Below are 18,621 nucleotides of genomic sequence, written 5' to 3' on the forward strand. Positions count from 1 at the left end.
TCTGCCGCCCCGAACCAACGCGCCAGCCGCGTTTTCTATCCCGCCGGCCCGCCGATCCCTCAGTCGCCCTCGAACTGCATCAGGGCCTCCACCGCGATCCCCTCGGCGCGCAGCCGGTCCGCGCCGCCGAGATCCGGCAGGTCGATCGCGAACAGCGCCGCCGGAACTTGCGCGCCGGCCTTCCGCAGCAGCGCGGCGGCCGCCAGCGCCGTGCCGCCGGTGGCGATCAGGTCGTCCACGATCGCCACTTTCTGCCCCGCGGCCACGGCGCCGGGATCGATCTCCAGCCGGTCGGACCCGTATTCGAGCGCATAATCGGCGGAGATCGTCTCGACCGGCAGCTTGCCCGGCTTGCGCACCGGGACGAAGCCCACGCCGAGCGTGACGGCAACCGCGGCACCGAAGATGAAACCGCGCGCCTCCATCCCGGCGACCGCCTCCGCCCCGGCGGCACGCGCGCGGTCCGCAAGGTGCGCCACCGCGGCGGCGAAGCCTTCGCCGTGGCCGATCAGGGTCGTGATGTCGCGGAACCGGATGCCCGGCGCGGGGAAGTCCGGCACGGTGCGGACGATCGCCTTGAGTTCGTCGGGTGTCATCATGCCCAATGCGAAGCCCCCCTCGCATCGCGGTGGATGGAGGGGGGCATCATGCTGCGCGCTGCAGGCCGCTTCAGTCGCGTTCGCGCCGGGGCGTCACGCTCGACCAGACCTGCTTCTTGGCGAGGAAGGCCAGGATCGTGGCGAAGATCAGGAAGCCGAGCACCGGCCAGCCGGTCTGGCGCCGCTCGACCAGCTTGGGTTCGGCGGTCCAGGTCAGGAAGGCGGCGACGTCGGCGCTCATCTGGCGGATCGTCGGTTCCGGGTTCCCCTCGGCATAAGTCACCTGGCCATCGGCCGTGATCGGCGGCGCCATCGCCAGGTTGAGGTTGGGGAAGTACTGGTTGAAGTGCAGCCCCGGCGGGGTGTCGAAATCCGGGAATTCCGCCTTCAGCTCCTCGGGGATCGGGCCATAGCCGGTCAGCAGCGAATAGACGTACTCGGTGCCGTGGTGCCGCGCCTTGGTGATCAGCGAGAGATCGGGCGGAACGGCGTTGTTGTTGGCCGCGGCCGCCGCCACTGCATTGGGATAGGGCGACGGGAAGTAATCGGTCGGCAGGCCCGGGCGGAACGTGTCTTCGCCGGTGTCCGGGTTGATGCCCGGCACCTGGTAGCTCGCCGCCTCGGCCTTGATCTGGCCTTCGGTGTAACCCAGCCCGGCGAGGTCGCGGAACGCGACGTACTTGAGGCTGTGGCAGGCGGCGCAGACTTCCTTGTACACCTGGTACCCGCGCTGGAGCTGGGCCACGTCCCAGGTGCCCAGCGGGCCGTCGTGCTGGAACCCGCCCTCGGGCCCGTGGGGCGCGAGGTAGAACTCGTACTCGGCGGAAGGCTGGGTCTCTTCGGTCGCCCAGGTATAGGCGCCGGTGACGAAGGCCAGCAGCACCACGATGCTGAAGCCGAGACCGACGAGGATTGCGATAGGCCGGATCATTGTGCGTCTCTTTCTCTCGTCCTCAACTCAGGTCGCGGGCTTGGTGTTTTCGCCGAGCACGGCCTTCTTGTCCGACCCCAGCACGGCCTCGGTGATCGAGTAGGGCAGCGGCTCGGGCTTCTCGAACGAGGAGACGAGCGGCAGGATCACCAGGAAGTGCAGGAAGTAATATGCCGTCGCCAGCTGGCTGAGCATGACGTAGGGCTCTTCCGCCGGGGCCCCGCCGCACCAGAACAGCACGACCATCGCCGGGATCAGGCCGAACCAGAAGAACTTGCGGAACAGCGGGCGATAGTGGCCGCTGCGCACCGGCGAACGGTCGAGCCAGGGCAGGAAGAACCACAGCAGGATCGCGGCGAACATCGCGATCACGCCCCACAGCTTCGCCGGCAGGATGAAGTCCATCGTGAAGGCGCGCAGGATCGCGTAGAACGGCCAGAAGTACCATTCGGGCACGATGTGCGCCGGGGTCGAGAGCGGGTTCGCCTCGATGTAGTTGTCCGGGTGACCCAGCGCGTTCGGCAGGAAGAACACCATGATCGCGAACAGGATCAGGACCACGCCGAGGCCGAAGCCGTCCTTTGCCGTGTAATAGGGGTGGAACGGCACGGTGTCGCTCTCGCTCTTCACCTCGACACCCGTGGGGTTCGAAGACCCCGGGATGTGCAGCGCCCAGATGTGCAGGATCACGACGCCCGCGATCACGAAGGGCAGGAGGAAGTGAAGCGAGAAGAAGCGGTTGAGCGCCGCGTCATCGGGGGCGAACCCGCCCAGCAGCCAGACCTGCAGCGGCTCGCCCACCACGGGGATCGCGCCGAACAGGCCGGTGATCACTTTCGCGCCCCAGAAGCTCATCTGCCCCCAGGGAAGGACGTAGCCCATGAAGGCGGTCGCCATCATCAGCAGGAAGATCACCACGCCCAGCAGCCACACCATCTCGCGCGGCGCCTTGTACGAGGAGTAATAGAACCCGCGGAAGATGTGCATGTAGATGACGATGAAGAAGAAGCTTGCGCCGTTCGCGTGGGCATAGCGCATCAGCCAGCCCCAGTTCACGTCGCGCATGATGTGTTCGACCTTGCCGAAGGCGACGGTGGCGTCGGATGCGTAATGCATCGCCAGGACGATACCGGTCACGATCTGCAGGACGAGGAAGAACCCGGCGAAGACGCCGAAATTCCACATGTAGTTGAGATTGCGCGGCACCGGGTAGCCGGCGCCCACCGCGTTGTAGACGAGCCGCGGCAGGGGCAGCTTCTCGTCGAAGAATTTCATGACCGGGTTGGTCGGCGTATATTCCTTGGCCCAAGGGAAGCTCATTTTCTGTCTCTCGCTCCTCAGCCGACGCGAATCACGGTGTCGGACGTGAACTCGTATTCCGGCACTTCGAGATTGGTCGGCGCCGGGCCTTTGCGGATGCGCGCTGCCGTGTCGTAGTGCGAACCGTGGCAGGGGCAGAAATAGCCGCCGAATTCGCCCTTGTTCTCACCCTCGGCCGCACCCAGCGGCACGCAGCCGAGGTGGGTGCACACGCCCATCGTCACGAGCACGTCCTCGTGGCCTTCCTTGGTCCGTTCCTGCAGCGTCTGCGGATCGCGCAGCGAGCTGGCATCGACCGCGTTCGCTTCGGCGATCTCGCGCTCGGTCAGGCGGCGCACGAACAGCGGCTGCTTGCGGAAGATCGCCTTGATCGACTGCCCCGGCTCGATCGCCGAAACGTCGACCTCGGTCGTGCTCTCGGCAAGAACGTCGGCCGAAGGCGCCATCTGGCTGATCAGCGGATAGAGAACCGCGACCCCGCCGAAACCCGCGGCGCTGACCGCCGCAATGTTGATGAAATCGCGCCGGTGCACCCCATCGCCATGCCCCGCATCGTGCGGATCGGCGACGGCTTCGGGTGTCGCGGCGCCAGTCGTATCAGCCATCAGTTCTGCCTTAGTTCCGACGTGTCTTGCCCTGATCCGGCCCGCCGCCGGCGGGGAGGACCCCCACACGGCCGTCATCCGCACACATGCGGACGAGGCCCCCCGCGGAGCCGGTTTGGGCGGCCTGTAGACGCGAAAGTCACCGCTGCCAACCGCCTTTTTCGGATGATCGGGGGGCTAGGCAGGCATTCCGACGAGCGAAATCAGGCGCCCGTAATCGGGCTCCCCCCGGTGCGTCGCGCGGCGGAAGGAGTAGAACAGCTCCGGCTCCGCATAAGTGTCGCGCCCCAGGCTCTCGACCCGCGCCACGCCGGCCCGCTCCAGCCGCGCCGCGACATATCCCAGCAGGTCGAACTGCCAGTGCCCTGCCCGCCCCGGCGCGAAGAACGCGCCCTCGCCTTCGCCGAAGCGCGCGCGGAAGCCATCGTCCACTTCGTAGCTGGCCTGCATGATGCAGGGGCCGATCGCCGCGGCGATCGCGGCGCGATCGGCGCCCAGCGCCACCATGGCATCGACGGTGTTTTCCAGCACCCCGTCATGTGCCCCGCGCCAGCCGGCATGGGCCGCCCCGACCACGCCGGCCGCGCGATCGGCGAGGAGGACGGGCGCGCAGTCGGCGGTCACGACCGCGAGCAGCAGGCCCGCGCGGTCGGTCACCAGGGCATCGCCGCGCGGACGCGCTTCGTCTTCCCACGGCGCGGTCGCCACGATGACATCGGGGGAATGGACCTGGTGCAGGCCGACCAGGCTCGCCCCCGGCAGCACGGCGCCGGCCGCCAGCTCGCGGTTGCGGCGCACCGCGGCCGGGTCGTCGCCGGCGCCGAAGCCGCATTGCAGCCCGCCCACCGCGCCTCGCGACACGCCGCCGCGGCGGGTCAGGAAGCCGTGCGGAACCCCGTCCAGCGCCGCTGCGCGCAATGCCTCAGCCAAGCGAGCGCCCCACCTGCTCGCGCGTGTCGCGCGAAAGGCCGGGCGCGGCGGCAATACGTTCCAGCTCCGCCCGCATAAGCGCCGCGCGACCCGGCTCGATCCGGCGCCAGCGGCCGAGCGGGGCGACGAAGCGGGCCGCGGTCTGGGCATTGATCGGGTCGAGCTCGAGGATCAGGTCCGCGATCAGGCGGTAGCCCTCGCCGCTGGGCGCATGGAAGGCCTGGGGATTGCCGGCGAAGGCCATGTAGAGCGCCCGCACGCGGTTCGGGTTGCGCAGCGTGAAGTCCGCGTGCCCGCGCAGCGCCTTGACGTGTTCGATCGCGGCAGGGTGAAGCGACATCGCCTGCAGGCTGAACCACTTGTCGATCACCAGCGCATTGCCTTCGTAGCGGCGGTAGAAGTCGATCAGGCGATCGGTCCGGGCCGCGCTGTCCAGCCCGCACAGGACCATCAGCGCGCCCTGGCGGTCGGTCATGTTGTCGGCCGAATCGTATTGCCCCGCGGCGACATCGGCCGCGCCGGCCGGATCGCCGGCGGCGAGGTAAGTCAGCGCCAGGGTCTTGACCTTGCGCGCCCCGCGGGCCTCGCGCTCGAGGCCGTAGGGCACCTCGCTCGCCCGCTGGTGGAGACGCAGCAGGCGGTCGCCCAGCTCGCCGGCCAGCCACCGTTTCAGCCCCTCGCGCTCGCGATGGATCCGCCCGGGGTCGGCCACCAGCATCTGCTCGGCGAGATAGGTCTCGCCCGGCAGGACCATCAGCTCGCCGCGCATCAGGTCGTCGAGCCGCTCGTCGTCGAGCACCGCGGTCAGCGCCTCGGCAATCGCGGCCTGGCCCCGCTCGCGGTCTTTCGCGTCGAGCCCTTCGCCCGCCGCGGCCACGAGGTGGCCGACGACGAGTTCCTGCATCGCTTCCGCCCGGGCGAAGGCATCGTCGTCGCGCGCGGCGAGGAAGACGAGGTCTTCGCGCGGGACCTGTCGCTCGATCGAGACCGGCGCGGAGAACCCGCGGTTGATCGAGAGCACCGGCGGGGCGGAGAACCGGTCGAAGGCGATCGTCTTTTCCTCTTCGTCGAGGATCACCAGCTCTTCCCCGCGGTGGGTGCCCGCCTTGCGGTCGAACAGGGCCAGGCGCAACGGGATCGGCATCGGCTGCTTGGACGGCTGCCCCGGCGTGGGCGGGACGTATTGCCGCAGCGTCAGCGTCGCGCTGTCGCCCGCGTGGTCGAGATCGACCGAGACCTTGGGCGTTCCGGCCTGCGAGTACCACCGGCGGAACGCGCCCAGGTCCAGCCCGGCGCCGTCTTCCATCGCCCTGACGAAATCCTCGCAGGTCGCGGCCTCGCCATCGTGGCGGTCGAAATAGAGATCGGTCCCCGCGCGAAAGGCTTCGGGCCCGGCCATCGTGCGCATCATGCGGATGACCTCGGCCCCCTTGTTGTAGACCGTGGCGGTGTAGAAGTTCGAGATCTCGCGGAAGCTGTCGGGCCGGATCGGGTGCGCCAGCGGCCCCGAATCCTCGGGAAACTGGACCGAGCGCAGGACGCGCACGTCCTCGATCCGCTTGACCGCCTCGCCCTGCAGGTCCTGGCTGAAAAGCTGGTCGCGCAGGACGGTGAAGCCTTCCTTCAGCGACAGCTGGAACCAGTCGCGGCAGGTCACCCTGTTGCCCGACCAGTTGTGGAAGTACTCGTGCCCTATCACGCCCTCGATCGCGTCGTAATCGCCGTCGGTGGCGGTTTCCGGGTCGGCCAGGACATACTTCGTGTTGAAGATGTTCAGGCCCTTGTTCTCCATCGCGCCCATGTTGAAATCGCCAACGGCCACGATGTTGAACTGGTCGAGGTCGTATTCGCGGCCGAAGGCCTCCTCGTCCCATTTCATCGCGCGCTTGAGCGATTCCATCGCGTGCTCGGTGCGCGGCAGGTCGGCCTCGCGGACCCAGACGTTCAGCGCGACCTCGCGCCCGCCCATCGTGACGAACCGATCCGACCGCGCGACGAGGTCGCCGGCGACGAGCGCGAAGAGATAGCTCGGCTTGGGCCAGGGATCGTGCCATTCGGCCCAGTGACGGCCGTCGCTCGCCTCGCCTTCGGCGACCTTGTTGCCGTTCGACAGCAGGGCGGGGAACTGCGCGCGCGGCCCTTCCAGCCGGACGCGATAGGTGGACAGCACGTCGGGCCGGTCGGGGAAGAAGGTGATCCGGCGGAAGCCCTCGGCCTCGCACTGGGTGCACAGCATCCCGCCCGAGGCATAGAGGCCCATGAGCTGCGAATTGGCGGACGGGTCGATGCGGGTCTCGATTGCGATCTCGTGCGCATCCCCCGCCAGCGGCAGGACGAGATCGCCTTCGTCCATCGCCCAGTCGTTCACCGGTTGGCCATCGACCGTGACCTGCCGCGGCGTTAGCCCGTCGCCGTCGAGGCGGATCGTCTCCGCCCGGTCGCCGCGCGCGTTGCGGGCGACGGTCAGCTTCGCCCTCACGACCGTGCATTCGAGGCCGAGATCGAAATCCAGCGCGATCTCGGGCACCAGCCAGGGGAATGGCCGGTAATCCTCGCGCCGGATCAGCGGCGGCTCTTTCGGCTCGGGCGCTGCATCGGCCATCTCGGGGTTGCCATCGGGCGTGCTCGGATCGGGGCGAATGTCCATGATTCGAAGCTTCTAGGTCCTTTCTCTGGCGCGTCCATCGGATAGAACGCGCATATGGGCACAATGTTCATCTTCGGCATCGGATATACGGCGAGCCGCATTGCCGCTGCGCTGGAGGCGCGCGGATGGTCGGTCGGCGGAACGGGCTCGGGCGGAAACGTCGCTTTCGACAACGCGGCCGCGGTGCGCGAGGCGCTCGACCGGGCCAGCCACGTGCTTTCCTCCGTGCCGCCGGACCGCGCCAGCGGCGCCGACCCGGTCCTGGCCGAATATGGCGAGTGGCTGGAAGGCGGCGGCCGGTGGATCGGATATCTCTCCTCCACCGGCGTCTACGGCGATACCGGCGGTGCCTGGGTGGACGAAAGCGCCCCCACCGGCACCGGCCGGCGCACTGCGCGCGCGGCGGCCGACCGGGAATGGCTCGCGCGCGGCGCGCGGGTCCTGCGCCTCCCCGGGATCTACGGGCCGGGGCGCAGCGCGCTCGACCGGGTTCGCGCCGGCAAGGCACACCGGATCGATCTCGGCCCCGGCGCGCCGCAGCAGGTCTTCAGCCGCGTCCACGTGGACGATATCGTGACCGGCGCGATCGCCGCGCTCGGCGCGCCGGCCGGGGCCTACAACCTCGCCGACGATTGCCCGGCCAGCCAGAACGCGGTGGTGGAGGAAGCCTGCCGCCTGCTCGGCCGCGCCCCGCCCCCGCTCCTGACGGTCGAGCAGGCCGGCCTTTCACCGATGGCGCGCGGATTCTACGCGGAGAATCGCCGCATCGCGAACGGCAAGGCACGGCGCGTACTCGGCTGGGAGCCGCGCTATCCCACGTTCCGCGAAGGGCTGGCCGCGCTGGCCTGAAAGGTGCGCGTCACACCTGGCGGGCGCGCAGCGCGATCAACATGCCGCCCAGCCCCAGGACGGCGCCTGCCACGGCCAGCAGCGACCAGGCATAACCTTCGGCCAGGGTCGAGATGACCATGGCGACCACGATCACCAGCACCCCGTTATAGGCCGCCCGGCCCGCCCCGATCTGGCGCACGATCGTGTAGTAGAGCGGGAAGGTCACGACCGACCCGGCGATGGCGAGCCAGGCGGTGCCGGCCCAGAACGCCGGCGCGGCGGGGATCGTCGGCGGGCCGGCAAGGGCCCAGGCGACGGCGATGTCGAAGCCCGTGCCGTAGAGCATCGACCAGGCGAGCAGGCTGGCCATCGGCAGCGCGCGGCCGGTCTCGTTGGCCTGGATGACATTGGCGATCGAGGCCGAGAGGATGCCCCCGATCGCCAGCGCCACGCCGAGCATGACGCTGCCGCCCAGCGGCGAGAGGCGCGCCTCGTGCAGCAGGAGGAGCGCGATGCCGCCGATCGCGATGGCGCTGCCCACCAGGAAACGCGGGGTGACCTTCTGGCCCAGGAGCCAGCGCCCGAACAGCGCATTGGGCACCATCAGCATGCCGAACATGACCGCGACCACGCCCGAGGTCAGGTGCAGTTCGGCGCGATAGACGAAGTTGAAATTGCCGCAGAACTGCGTCAGCCCGACCGCCAGCGCCAGCAAGTGGCCGGCCCTGCCGATCGCCAGCGAACGCCGCATCGCCAGCGCGACGGCGAACATTGCAGGCGTCGCGATCGCGAACCGGTAGGCGACCGACCAGCTGGGCGCGACCTCGTGGATCTGCCCGGTGATGACATACCAGGTCGACCCCCAGATCAGCGCCACGACCAGGAACGGCAAGGCGATCCGCAGCCGCAGCAGCGCGTGCGGCGGAGCGGCGGGGCCGGGCGCGGTCACAAGCCGGAAATCGCGCGCGCCAGGGCCGCGACGGCCGCGTCCGCGCTGTTCCACGCGGTGACGAAGCGCGCCGCGTCGCTTCCCCAGTCGTAGAAGCCGAAGCCTTGCCCGCGCAGCGCGGCGCGTTCTTCCGGCGAAAGGCGGACGAAGACCTCGTTCGCCTCGACCGGGTGGAGGAGACGGTCGCCGCAAGCCCCGGCGATTTCCGCGGCCGCGGCATTGGCCGCGCGCGCATTGGCCAGCCACAGGTCGCCCTCGATCATCGCGAGGACCTGCGCCGCGAGGAAGCGCCCCTTCGACTGCAGGTGCCCGGCCCGCTTGCGGCGATAGCGGGCGAGATCGGCGGCGGCAGGGTCGAAGAAGACGACGGCCTCCGCGCTCATCGCGCCGTTCTTGATGCAGCCGAAGCTCAGGGCGTCGGCCGGGCCGGCCGCTTCGGCCGCGGGGCAATCGAGGAAGGCCACGGCATTGGCGAACCGCGCGCCGTCCACGTGCAGCCCCAGCCCGCGTTCGCGCGCCAGGCGGCCGATCGCCGCCAGTTCGCCCGGCCGGTAGCACAGGCCGTATTCGCTCGCCTGGGTGACCGAGACGGCATGGGGCTGGACCTGGTGGACGTCGTCGCGGATCGGATCGATCGTCGCGGCGATGGCCGCGGGATCGAGCTTCGCCCCCGCCCCCTCGGCCAGCAGCAGCTTGGCCCCGTGCAGGTAGAACCCCGGCGCGCCGCCTTCGTCCATCTCGATATGGGCCTCGCGGTGGCAGACGACCGCGCCGTGCGGCTGGACCAGCGTCGCCAGCGCGAGGCAGTTCGCCGCGGTCCCGGTCGCGACCCAGATCGCCGCGCATTCGCGCCCGAACATCGCGGTGAAGGCCTCGTCCAGCCGGTTCGACAGGCCGTCGCCGTCGTAGGGGGCATCGGCGGCGTCGGCGGCGCGCATGGCCTCCCACACGCGGGGATGGACGGCGGCGGCGTTGTCGGAAAGGAACTGCATCGCGGAACGCGTCTAGCTGCCGCAGCGTTGAGCGCAAGAAGGAGCGCAGCATGACCATCGAAGGCCTGGAGATCACGCGCCACCCCGGACCGGGGGAGGAGCCGGTGCACGGCGAGTACCGCGCGCACGTGCCCGGCAGCGACCATGTCGGGCGGCTGACCTGGAAAGCGCGCGGCAATGCGCGAATCGCCGATCATACGCTGGTGCCGCCAGAAATCGGCGGTCGCGGGGTCGCGGCCGCGCTGGTCGAGGCGCTGGTGGCCGACGCGCGCGAACAGGGCTTCATGATCGTGCCGCAGTGTTCCTACGTCGATGCCCAGTTTCGCCGCCACCCGGAATGGAGCGAGCTGCTGGCCCCGACGCCTTCCTGATTCGGGCCTGATCCGGGGCTGACCCGGCTTGAACCGGCCTGAACCGGGGTACGCTAGGCCAGGCGCGAGAAATCGCGCGCGCAGATGCTCTCGGCAATCGCGCCGCGCAGCGCCCAGGCCCGCCCGTGCGCGAGGCCGGGGATTTCCAGGCTTCCGCCGGCGAGGCCCAGGCGAAGCGTGGCATAGCCGCGCCGGCGGGCGATCGGGCCCGCGACCACTTCCACCGAGTGCAGCTTCACCCGGCTCGCCACGTCGGTCCGCGGGGCCAGCCAGCCACGGCGGGCGTAGAGCCAGCGGTCGTCGATCGCGTGCCGTTCGAAACGCCACAGAAACCATTGCCAGGCCGCGAGGATCGCGCCCGCCGCCAGCGGCACGAGCGCGAACAAAGGGCTGGCCAGCCCGTTCAGCGACAAGGCGACGAAAACCGCCAGCGCGATCGCCCCGGCAAGCCCGCCGGCCAGCAGGGCGCTGTCGAGCCGGTAGCGGCCGCTGGCCCGGTGCCAGTCGAGATCTTCGGCCGGCATCGCGAAACCGGCCGCGCGGGCGATCGGCGCGAGTTCGCCCCAGCGGGCGAAGGGCGCGACGTCGTGGCTGGCCGCCCCGGCATCCTGCGCGAGGCTGACGAACTTGAGCCCGTGCCAACCGAACCGGCGGCGGATCACGCCGGTGCGGAACGTCAGCGCCTGGACCCGGTGGGCCGGCATGACGACGTCGGTCCGGGTCAGAAGGCCCCGGCGACGGCGGAAGCCCTTGTTGGTCCGCTCGAGCACAAAGCCCCAGTCGCGCAAGACGGTGCGGATCACGCCGGTCGCGACGCCGAGCGCGATGAAGGTGGCGACGGCCAGTGTCCCGCCCACGACTTGCGCGGTCTGGCCCAGGCCGGAAAGCCACGCGCCGGGCCCGGCCAGCCGTTCCTCCCACGCGTCGAAGTCCCACAGGTCGAACGGCAGGAGAAAATCGAACTGCTGCGCGAGGCCGGCGACGACCGCCACGACCGCGAGCGAGAATTCGAACAGTCCGAAGAGGACAATCCGCCGGGGCCCCATGGCGAAGATCGGCGGCCTGCCCTCGATCTCGCCCTCGGCCCTGCCCTCTGTCTCGCCCTCGGTCTCGCCTGCCGGGGCGCCGGGCCCGTCCTTCTGCGCGCGCACGACCTCGCGCAGGCGCTCCCCCTCCTCTTCGCGCAGGAAGGCAAGCTTCAGCTCGTCCTGCCCGCCCGCGCCGGTTTCGAACCGCACCTCGACCAGTCCGAAAAGCCGGGCCAGCAGCCCCTGCTCGAGGCTGACGTCCTGGATCCGTTCGTAGGGAACCGAGCGGGCGGCGCGGCTCAGCACGCCGCTTTCCACCCGTATGTCTTCCGCCCCCACGCGATAGGTCAGCCGCCGCCACTGGAGCCAGGCCAGGCCGAGCGTGAGCGACAGCAGCGCGAAAGCGAGCGGGATGAGCGCCAGCAGCCAGCGCCCCTCGTCGCGCAGGACGAAGCCCGCCGCGAGCAGCGCGGGCACGACCTGGCGCAGCCCCGTTGCCGCGTGAACGGCCAGGCCGACCGGCTCGGTGCGCCGGGCCTGCCCCTGTTCCGCGCCAGATTCCGTCATCGCCGGCGTCACATCGTGTCGCGCCGGATACGCGCGCGAATCGTCTCGCGCATCGCCCGCGCGTCCTCCTCCGCCAAGCCGGGCAGCGCGACCGAGGCATTGTGGTTGCCGGCCGTGTGGAGCGTGAGCGTGGCGAGGCCATAGGCGCGTTCCAGCGGGCCCTGGTCCACGTCGATATGCTGGACGCGGCCGAACGGCACGACGGTATCCGACCGGAAGAGAATGCCCCGCACGACCCGCAGCCTGTCTTCCCCCATGGCATAGCCGCGCGCGGCATGGCGGCGCAGCGGCACCCGCACGATCAGAAACCCGGCGACGAGCAGGACCGGGACGGCAAAGGCGCCCCGCGGCAGGAGATCGGCGACCTCGAGCACCAGCGAGCCTATCACGAAGGGCAGCGCGGTGAGCGCGGCGGCGATGCGCAGGACCTTGACGTGATTCGGGTGCAGCGCGGTCAGCTCTTCGCGGTCGTCCATGGTGCCTTACATGGATAAGACGGTGACGAAGGGCAAGGCGCAAATTCGCCGGGCGTCGGGCCGGGTGCCCGGAAGGAATGGTGCTGCTGGGGAGGATTGAACTCCCGACCTCACCCTTACCAAGGGTGCGCTCTACCACTGAGCTACAGCAGCGCCTGACGAAGCGGGCGCGCTATTGTCGCGCACCGGTCGAAAGTCAAGCCAAGCTTGAGCCGCGCGCGCATTCGCGGCAAGACGCAGCGCCATGTCCCGGGACAACGACCCCCAGCCCACGCGCGAAGAACGCCTGGCCGCCAAGCTGCGCGAAAACCTGCGCCGACGCAAGGCGCAGTCGCGCCGGATCGCGGGCGCGGAAAGCCCCGAATCGGCAGACAGCGGGCTTTCCAACGCCGGCCCGAAAAGCTAACCGCACACGCCCGACCGATAGAGGAGCCTTTCGTTTGCCCACGCTGATCCTAGTCCGTCACGGCCAGAGCCAGTGGAACCTGGAAAACCGTTTCACCGGCTGGTGGGACGTGGACCTGACCGAGAAGGGGGTGGCCGAAGCGGTCGCCGCGGGCGAACTGCTGGCGGCGAAGAACGTGCTGCCCACGCGGGCCTTCACCTCGCTGCAGACGCGCGCGATCAAGACGCTGCACCTGGCGCTGGAGGCTTGCGGGCGGCTGTGGATCCCCGAGACGAAGGACTGGCGCCTCAACGAACGCCACTACGGCGGGCTGACCGGCCTCGACAAGCAGGAAACCCGCGACCGCCACGGCGACGAGCAGGTCCATGTCTGGCGCCGCAGCTTCGACGTGCCGCCCCCGGTCATGGAGGACGGCAGCGACTACGACCTGGCGGCCGATGCGCGCTATGCCGGGATCGAGGTTCCGCGGACCGAGAGCCTGAAGCTGACCATCGAACGCGTCCTGCCCTACTGGGAAAACGAGATCCTGCCCGTGCTCGCCAGCGGGGAAACGGTGATCGTCTCGGCCCACGGCAATTCGCTGCGCGCGCTGGTCAAGCATCTTTCCGCCATCTCGGACGACGACATCACCGGGCTGGAGATCCCGACCGGCGAGCCGATCGTCTATGAATTCGATGCCGACATGAAGTGCGGCGAACGCCAGTACCTGAAGGATCGCTGACATGGCCGGCGGCGGAGAGGGGACCGGGGCGCGCGTCGCCATCGTGATGGGCAGCCAGTCGGACTGGCCGACGATGAAGTGCGCGGCCGAAGTGCTGGACGAGCTGGGCGTCGCGTACGAGGCGCGGATCGTTTCCGCCCACCGTACGCCCGACCGCATGTACGCCTTCGGCAAGGAGGCCGAGGGCGAAGGCTTCCGCGTGATCATCGCGGGCGCGGGCGGCGCGGCGCACCTTCCGGGGATGCTGAGCGCGCTGACCCACCTGCCGGTGCTGGGCGTGCCGGTCGAATCGAAGGCGCTTTCGGGGCAGGACAGCCTGCTGTCGATCGTGCAGATGCCTGCCGGGGTGCCGACCGGCACGCTGGCGATCGGCAAGGCGGGGGCGACCAACGCGGGCCTGCTCGCCGCGGCGATCCTCGCGCTCGGCGATGCCGACCTTTCGCAGCGCCTCCAGGCCTGGCGCGCCGCGCGCAGCGCCGCCGTGGCCGAGCGGCCGCAGGACTCATGATCGCACCGGGGGGAACGATCGGCATCCTGGGCGGCGGGCAACTGGGCCGGATGATGGCCATTGCCGCCGCGCAGCTCGGCTATCGCTGCCATGTCTACGAACCGGGGCGCGACAGCGTCGCGGCCGAAGTGAGCGCGCAGTTCACTTGCGCCCCCTGGCACGACGAGGCCGCGCTCGCGCGCTTCGCCGAGGGGTGCGACGTCGTGACCTGGGAATTCGAGAACGTCCCGGTCGCCCCGCTGGCCCCGATCGAGGGGCTGCTCGCCCCCCATCCGCGCGCGCTCGAAACCGCGCAGGACCGGCTGAAGGAAAAGCGCTTCGTCGAAGGGCTCGGCGGTGTGCCCGCGGCCTATGCCCCCGTGGACAGCGCGCACGACCTCGCCGCCGCGGTCGACCGGATCGGCGCGCCCGGCATTCTCAAGACCCGCCGCGACGGATACGACGGGAAGGGCCAGTGGCGCATCCAGACCGCGCGCGACGCCAACGCCATCCGCGTGCCCGACGCGCCGGCGATCTACGAAGGGTTCGTGGAATTCGGGTGCGAATTCTCGGTCATCCTCGTGCGCGGCCGCGACGGGGAGGTCCGCTTCTGGGACAGCGCCGAGAACACCCATGTCGGCGGCATCCTGGCCACTTCGACCCTGCCCGCCAGCGCCATGGTCGCCGAACAGGTGCCCGCCGCGCGCGACCTGGCGGCGCAAGTGGCCGAGGCGCTCGGCTATGTCGGGGTGCTGACGCTGGAATTCTTCGCCACTGCCGAAGGGCCGGTGTTCAACGAAATGGCCCCCCGGGTGCACAATTCGGGCCACTGGACGATCGAGGGCGCGGCCACCAGCCAGTTCGAGAACCACGTGCGCGCGATCTGCGGCCTGCCGCTGGGGGACACCGCGACCACGGCCGGCCAGGTAGTGATGACCAACATCATCGGGGAAGACGCGCAGGCCGCGCACGAATGCCTGGGCCAGCCCGGCGCGCACCTCCACCTCTACGGCAAGCGCCAGGCCCGCCCCGGGCGCAAGATGGGCCACGTCACGCGGATCGGCGCGGGATGAGGCCCGCGTGACGCAGGAAATCTTCTGCATCTACGCCCGGGCCGCCAACGGCGTGATCGGCGACCGGGGCCGGCTGCCCTGGCACATCCCGGCCGATCTCAGGCGGTTCAAGGCCCTGACGATGGGCAAGCCGATGATCATGGGCCGCAAGACGTTCGAGAGCCTGCCGGGCCTCCTGCCCGGTCGCCGGCACATCGTGCTGACCCGACGTGAAGGCTGGGGCAGCGAAGGCGCGAGCGTGGCGCGCTCTCCCGCAGAGGCGCTGTCCCTGGCCGGCGAAGCCTGCCCCGAAGTCGCCGTGATCGGCGGGGCGGCGATCTTCGACGTCTTCCTGCCGCGGTCCGACCGGATCGAGCTGACCGAGATTCACGCGCGCTACGAAGGCGATGTGCTGATGCCCCGGCTCGGCCCCGAATGGGCCGAGAAGCGGCGCGAGGAACACCCGGCGTCGGGCGAACTGCCGGCGTTCGATTTCGTCACCCTCGTCAGGGAAGCGGCGTGAAGGCGCGGCTCCCCTGGGGCCTGCTGGCGGTCGTGGCGGTGGCCGCGGGCGCCTTCTTCACGCTCGGCCCGGCGCTGGTCGAACGCAGCATGAACCGGATCGACGGCCAGCCGCCGATCGCCGTGTCCGACGAAGCGCGCGCGCTCCACGAAACGCTGACCATCGTCGACCTGCATTCCGACACCCTGATGTGGGATCGCGACCTCCTCTCCCGCTCCAGGCGCGGGCACGAGGATCTGCCGCGGATGGAGGAAGGCAACGTCGCGCTGCAGGTCTTCTCCAGCGTCACCAAGACGCCGAGCGGCCAGAACTACGACGCCAACGACGGCGATAGCGACAATATCACCCCGCTGGTGATCGCTCAGTTGCAGCCGGTCCGCACCTGGACATCGCTGCTCGAGCGCTCGCTCTACCACGGCGAGAAGCTGGACAGGGCAGTGGCCGCCTCGGACGGCCGCCTCGCCCGGGTGACGACGCCGGGCGAGCTGGACGGCCTGCTCGCGCGCAGGGGCGAGGGCGGGAACACGCCGGTCGGCGCGATGCTCTCGGTCGAGGGGCTGCACAACCTCGAAGGGGACCTCGCCAATCTCGACCGGCTCCACGCCGCGGGCTTCCGCATGGCGGGGCTGACCCATTTCTTCGACAACGACCTCGCCGGATCGATGCACGGGATCGCGAAAGGCGGCCTGACCGCAAAAGGGCGCGCGGCGATCCGGCGCATGGAAGACCTCGGCATGATCGTCGACATCGCGCATTGCAGCCATGCCTGCGTCGCCGACATCCTCGCCATGGCGCGGCGCCCGGTCGTCTCCAGCCACGGCGGGGTCCAGGCCACCTGCAAGGTCAACCGAAACCTTTCCGACGAGGAGATCCGCGGCGTGGCGCGCACCGGCGGCATTATCGGCATCGGCTACTGGGACGCCGCGATCTGCGATACCTCTCCCCGCGCCGCGGCCCGGGCGATGAAGCACGTGCGCGACCTGGTGGGGATCGAGCACGTGGCGCTGGGCAGCGATTACGACGGGGCGACGACGGTGCGGTTCGACACCAGCCAGCTGGTTCAGGTGACGCAGGCGCTGCTGGACGAAGGGTTTACCCACGAAGAGATCCGCGCCGCCATGGGGGGCAATGCCCTGCGCGTGCTGCGCGCCGGGATCGCGCCGATGGAGCCGGCCCGATGAGGTGGCTCGACCATCGCCAGCCGCTGCCCGACAGCCTGCGCGGCGCGATCATCGCGCTGGGCAATTTCGACGGCTTCCACCTCGGCCACCAGGCGGTCGCGCGCGAGGCGATCGAATGGGCCCGCGCCGAAGGGCGCCCGGCGATCATCGCCACGTTCGATCCGCACCCGGTGCGCTTCTTCAAACCCGACGCGGCTCCGTTCCGCCTGACCACGCTGGAACAGCGGCAGGAACTCTACCTCGCGGCCGGGGCGACGGCGATGCTGGTGTTCCATTTCGACGCCGCGCTGGCCGGGACGAGCGCGGAAGACTTCGTCCGCGTCCTGCTGCACGAACGCCTGGGCGTTGCCGGGGTGGTCACCGGGGAAGACTTCACTTTCGGCAAGGGCCGGGCCGGCGATCGCGCGGTGCTGGCGCGCCTGGGCGGCGAGGCCGGCATTGCCACGCGCGCGGTCGCCCCCGTGATGGACGGCGGTGCCCCCGTATCCTCCAGCCGCGTACGCGAAGCGCTCCGTGCCGGCGATCCGGAGGAAGCCGCCCGCCTCCTTACCCGCCCCTTCGCCATTCGCGGCGTCGTCGAACATGGCGACAAGCGCGGGCGCGAAATCGGCTATCCCACCGCAAACCTCGCGATCGAGAGCTACTTGCGCCCGCGTTTCGGCATCTATGCCGTGACCGGCCGCGTCCTTGCCACCGGGCAGGTGCTGACCGGCGCGGCGAATATCGGCGTGCGCCCCCAGTTCGCCCCCCCGCGCGAACTGCTCGAACCGCATTTCTTCGACTTTTCGGGCGATCTCTACGGGCAGGAAATCGAAGTTGCCTTCCGCCATTTCCTGCGGCCGGAGGCGAAGTTCGACACGATCGAGGGGCTGATCGCGCAGATGGAGCGGGATTGTGCGCGCGCGCGGGAGCTGCTCGGCTGATGCCCTGGCTGCGCTATCTCGCCTTTGCCCTCGCGCTGGGGTTCCTCGCGCTTACCGTGGTCAACGCCAGCTGGCTCGCGCCCGAGCCGAAAGGGGCGGTCAAGCTGATCGCCGATGGCGGCCTGCGCCAGTTGCCGGCGCCGGATGACAACGACGACGTGCCCTGCCCCGGCACGCGGATCGAGCAGCCGGCGCACGATTACATCGCGAACACCGCGCGTTCGATCGCGCGCGCGGCCAAGCTGGGCGCCCACGTGATCGCGGTGGACGTGACCCCGACCGCCGACGGGCAGATCGCGCTGTTCGCCGACGAGACGCTCGATTGCCGGACCGACGGCACCGGGCCGGTTCGCGGGCAGTCGATGGCCGCGCTCAAGGCGCTCGACCCTGGCCATGGCTTCCGCGCCGAGGGCGGGACCTACCCGCTGCGCGATGGCGAAACCGGCGCGATCGCGACTCTGGCGGAGGGCATTCGCGCCGCCGGCCGCGCGCGCCTGCTCTATCGCTTTACCGCCGACGACGCGGCCGAGGCGGACCTGCTCGCCGCGGCATTGCGCGCGGCGGGCCGCGATCCGGTGGCCGCCGGCGACGGTTTCCACGGCCCGCCCGCGCCGATCGCGCGAATCGCGCAGATCCATCCCGATGCCTGGGCATTCTCGCCCGAAAGCGCCCGGAAATGCACGAGCGCCTACAGGTGGCAGGGCTGGTTCGGGATCGTGCCCGCCGCCTGCCGGGGCGGCACGCTGATCGTGCCGCTCGACCGCCAGTGGGCCTTTGCCGGCTGGCCCAACCGCCTGGTCGCGCGGATGGAAGAAGCCGGCGCGCACGTCGTCGTCGCCGCGCCGGGCGGCGGCGACCGCCTGGCCGGGCTGACTTTCCCCGAGCAGCTGGGCGAGATCCCGGCCAGCTTCAACGGCTATGCCCTGGTGGACGACGGGTTCACCGTCATCCCCGCGCTGATCAACCGGTTCGACGACCGTTCGCAGGCGGAAATCGACGCCGCGCAGGCCGCGCTCGAACGGCGGCGGGCCGCCCGGTGACGCGAACCGGCTTTATCGCGCGCGGCAATTGCCCTAACGGCC

At 70.2% G+C, this 18,621-nt stretch carries 20 protein-coding genes and 1 tRNA gene; 10 read left to right on the plus strand and 11 right to left on the minus strand.

What is annotated here, in order from left to right:
* Positions 1–59: 59 nt before the first annotated feature.
* The 6 genes from GRI72_RS07980 to pepN all read right to left on the minus strand — a co-directional run bounded on the left by GRI72_RS07980 (position 60) and on the right by pepN (position 7,032).
* Positions 60–596: an adenine phosphoribosyltransferase gene (locus GRI72_RS07980; RefSeq protein ID WP_160733660.1), complete on the minus strand. Its 537-nt coding sequence runs from the start codon at positions 594–596 to the stop codon at positions 60–62.
* Between the two features lie 73 nt (positions 597–669).
* Positions 670–1,530 carry a cytochrome c1 gene (locus tag GRI72_RS07985; protein WP_160733382.1) on the minus strand — a complete coding sequence of 287 codons (861 nt, stop codon included), beginning with the start codon at positions 1,528–1,530 and terminating at the stop codon, positions 670–672.
* Between the two features lie 27 nt (positions 1,531–1,557).
* Positions 1,558–2,850: a cytochrome b gene (locus GRI72_RS07990; RefSeq protein ID WP_160733383.1), complete on the minus strand. Its 1,293-nt coding sequence runs from the start codon at positions 2,848–2,850 to the stop codon at positions 1,558–1,560.
* A gap of 17 nt (positions 2,851–2,867) precedes the next feature.
* Positions 2,868–3,455, minus strand: a complete 588-nt coding sequence (petA, locus tag GRI72_RS07995) for a ubiquinol-cytochrome c reductase iron-sulfur subunit (RefSeq protein ID WP_160733384.1) — start codon at positions 3,453–3,455, stop codon at positions 2,868–2,870.
* A gap of 177 nt (positions 3,456–3,632) precedes the next feature.
* Positions 3,633–4,385: a peptidoglycan editing factor PgeF gene (gene pgeF, locus GRI72_RS08000; protein WP_160733385.1), complete on the minus strand. Its 753-nt coding sequence runs from the start codon at positions 4,383–4,385 to the stop codon at positions 3,633–3,635.
* Positions 4,378–7,032 carry an aminopeptidase N gene (pepN, locus tag GRI72_RS08005; protein ID WP_160733386.1) on the minus strand — a complete coding sequence of 885 codons (2,655 nt, stop codon included), beginning with the start codon at positions 7,030–7,032 and terminating at the stop codon, positions 4,378–4,380. The genes pgeF and pepN overlap by 8 nt, the downstream gene beginning before the upstream one ends.
* Positions 7,033–7,086: 54 nt before the next feature.
* On the opposite strand from pepN, the gene GRI72_RS08010 reads away from it, so the two are divergent.
* Positions 7,087–7,881 (plus strand): Rossmann-fold NAD(P)-binding domain-containing protein, encoded by a 795-nt coding sequence (locus GRI72_RS08010; protein ID WP_160733387.1) that lies wholly within the window; start codon positions 7,087–7,089, stop codon positions 7,879–7,881.
* A 10-nt stretch (positions 7,882–7,891) separates the two neighbouring features.
* On the opposite strand, the gene GRI72_RS08015 is transcribed toward GRI72_RS08010, so the two are convergent.
* Both GRI72_RS08015 and GRI72_RS08020 read right to left on the minus strand, forming a co-directional pair.
* Entirely contained in the window at positions 7,892–8,812 is a 921-nt protein-coding gene (locus GRI72_RS08015) for a DMT family transporter (protein ID WP_337191156.1), read from the minus strand.
* On the minus strand, positions 8,809–9,804 hold the full coding sequence (locus tag GRI72_RS08020; protein WP_160733388.1) for a threonine aldolase family protein: 996 nt from the start codon (positions 9,802–9,804) through the stop codon (positions 8,809–8,811). The genes GRI72_RS08015 and GRI72_RS08020 overlap by 4 nt, the downstream gene beginning before the upstream one ends.
* A gap of 56 nt (positions 9,805–9,860) precedes the next feature.
* On the opposite strand from GRI72_RS08020, the gene GRI72_RS08025 reads away from it, so the two are divergent.
* Positions 9,861–10,175: a GNAT family N-acetyltransferase gene (locus tag GRI72_RS08025; protein WP_419880243.1), complete on the plus strand. Its 315-nt coding sequence runs from the start codon at positions 9,861–9,863 to the stop codon at positions 10,173–10,175.
* Positions 10,176–10,228: 53 nt separating this feature from the next.
* On the opposite strand, the gene GRI72_RS08030 is transcribed toward GRI72_RS08025, so the two are convergent.
* The 3 genes from GRI72_RS08030 to GRI72_RS08040 form a co-directional block, all read right to left on the minus strand.
* The gene (locus GRI72_RS08030; RefSeq protein ID WP_202389018.1) at positions 10,229–11,770 is read right to left on the minus strand and encodes a PH domain-containing protein; all 1,542 of its coding nucleotides are present in this window, start codon (positions 11,768–11,770) and stop codon (positions 10,229–10,231) included.
* Between the two features lie 8 nt (positions 11,771–11,778).
* Positions 11,779–12,246, minus strand: a complete 468-nt coding sequence (locus tag GRI72_RS08035; RefSeq protein ID WP_160733391.1) for a PH domain-containing protein — start codon at positions 12,244–12,246, stop codon at positions 11,779–11,781.
* A gap of 78 nt (positions 12,247–12,324) precedes the next feature.
* Positions 12,325–12,399, minus strand: a tRNA-Thr gene (locus GRI72_RS08040).
* 91 nt (positions 12,400–12,490) lie between these two features.
* Between GRI72_RS08040 and GRI72_RS14570 the strand changes: the two genes are divergently transcribed.
* Genes GRI72_RS14570 through GRI72_RS08075 form a run of 8 tightly spaced genes read left to right on the plus strand, consistent with a single transcriptional unit; the run spans position 12,491 to position 18,579 of the window.
* The gene (locus tag GRI72_RS14570; protein WP_202389019.1) at positions 12,491–12,652 is read left to right on the plus strand and encodes a hypothetical protein; all 162 of its coding nucleotides are present in this window, start codon (positions 12,491–12,493) and stop codon (positions 12,650–12,652) included.
* A gap of 34 nt (positions 12,653–12,686) precedes the next feature.
* A complete protein-coding gene (gene gpmA, locus GRI72_RS08045) occupies positions 12,687–13,373 on the plus strand; it encodes a 2,3-diphosphoglycerate-dependent phosphoglycerate mutase (protein WP_160733392.1) in 687 nt (228 codons plus the stop codon).
* Between the two features lies 1 nt (position 13,374).
* Positions 13,375–13,881, plus strand: a complete 507-nt coding sequence (purE, locus tag GRI72_RS08050; RefSeq protein ID WP_160733393.1) for a 5-(carboxyamino)imidazole ribonucleotide mutase — start codon at positions 13,375–13,377, stop codon at positions 13,879–13,881.
* Entirely contained in the window at positions 13,878–14,933 is a 1,056-nt protein-coding gene (locus GRI72_RS08055; protein ID WP_160733394.1) for a 5-(carboxyamino)imidazole ribonucleotide synthase, read from the plus strand. The genes purE and GRI72_RS08055 overlap by 4 nt, the downstream gene beginning before the upstream one ends.
* 7 nt (positions 14,934–14,940) lie before the next feature.
* Positions 14,941–15,435, plus strand: a complete 495-nt coding sequence (locus GRI72_RS08060) for a dihydrofolate reductase (RefSeq protein ID WP_160733395.1) — start codon at positions 14,941–14,943, stop codon at positions 15,433–15,435.
* Positions 15,432–16,616: a dipeptidase gene (locus GRI72_RS08065; RefSeq protein WP_337191157.1), complete on the plus strand. Its 1,185-nt coding sequence runs from the start codon at positions 15,432–15,434 to the stop codon at positions 16,614–16,616. Before GRI72_RS08060 ends, GRI72_RS08065 begins: the two co-directional genes overlap by 4 nt.
* On the plus strand, positions 16,613–17,539 hold the full coding sequence (locus tag GRI72_RS08070) for a bifunctional riboflavin kinase/FAD synthetase (RefSeq protein WP_160733397.1): 927 nt from the start codon (positions 16,613–16,615) through the stop codon (positions 17,537–17,539). The genes GRI72_RS08065 and GRI72_RS08070 overlap by 4 nt, the downstream gene beginning before the upstream one ends.
* Positions 17,539–18,579: a glycerophosphodiester phosphodiesterase family protein gene (locus GRI72_RS08075; RefSeq protein WP_160733398.1), complete on the plus strand. Its 1,041-nt coding sequence runs from the start codon at positions 17,539–17,541 to the stop codon at positions 18,577–18,579. Before GRI72_RS08070 ends, GRI72_RS08075 begins: the two co-directional genes overlap by 1 nt.
* Positions 18,580–18,621: the final 42 nt, after the last annotated feature.

It is taken from the genome of Pelagerythrobacter marinus, assembly GCF_009827515.1.
Lineage (GTDB): Bacteria > Pseudomonadota > Alphaproteobacteria > Sphingomonadales > Sphingomonadaceae > Pelagerythrobacter > Pelagerythrobacter marinus.

Excerpts from the sequence above, each read along its gene's own strand:
- GRI72_RS07980 (WP_160733660.1), bottom strand. The coding sequence starts at position 596 with ATGACACCCGACGAACTCAAGGCGATCGTCCGCACCGTGCCGGACTTC.
- GRI72_RS07985 (WP_160733382.1), bottom strand. The coding sequence starts at position 1,530 with ATGATCCGGCCTATCGCAATCCTCGTCGGTCTCGGCTTCAGCATCGTG.
- GRI72_RS07990 (WP_160733383.1), bottom strand. The coding sequence starts at position 2,850 with ATGAGCTTCCCTTGGGCCAAGGAATATACGCCGACCAACCCGGTCATG.
- petA (WP_160733384.1), bottom strand. The coding sequence starts at position 3,455 with ATGGCTGATACGACTGGCGCCGCGACACCCGAAGCCGTCGCCGATCCG.
- pepN (WP_160733386.1), bottom strand. The coding sequence starts at position 7,032 with ATGGACATTCGCCCCGATCCGAGCACGCCCGATGGCAACCCCGAGATG.
- GRI72_RS08010 (WP_160733387.1), top strand. The coding sequence starts at position 7,087 with ATGGGCACAATGTTCATCTTCGGCATCGGATATACGGCGAGCCGCATT.
- GRI72_RS08020 (WP_160733388.1), bottom strand. The coding sequence starts at position 9,804 with ATGCAGTTCCTTTCCGACAACGCCGCCGCCGTCCATCCCCGCGTGTGG.
- GRI72_RS08030 (WP_202389018.1), bottom strand. The coding sequence starts at position 11,770 with ATGACGGAATCTGGCGCGGAACAGGGGCAGGCCCGGCGCACCGAGCCG.
- GRI72_RS08035 (WP_160733391.1), bottom strand. The coding sequence starts at position 12,246 with ATGGACGACCGCGAAGAGCTGACCGCGCTGCACCCGAATCACGTCAAG.
- GRI72_RS14570 (WP_202389019.1), top strand. The coding sequence starts at position 12,491 with ATGTCCCGGGACAACGACCCCCAGCCCACGCGCGAAGAACGCCTGGCC.
- purE (WP_160733393.1), top strand. The coding sequence starts at position 13,375 with ATGGCCGGCGGCGGAGAGGGGACCGGGGCGCGCGTCGCCATCGTGATG.
- GRI72_RS08055 (WP_160733394.1), top strand. The coding sequence starts at position 13,878 with ATGATCGCACCGGGGGGAACGATCGGCATCCTGGGCGGCGGGCAACTG.
- GRI72_RS08070 (WP_160733397.1), top strand. The coding sequence starts at position 16,613 with ATGAGGTGGCTCGACCATCGCCAGCCGCTGCCCGACAGCCTGCGCGGC.
- GRI72_RS08075 (WP_160733398.1), top strand. The coding sequence starts at position 17,539 with ATGCCCTGGCTGCGCTATCTCGCCTTTGCCCTCGCGCTGGGGTTCCTC.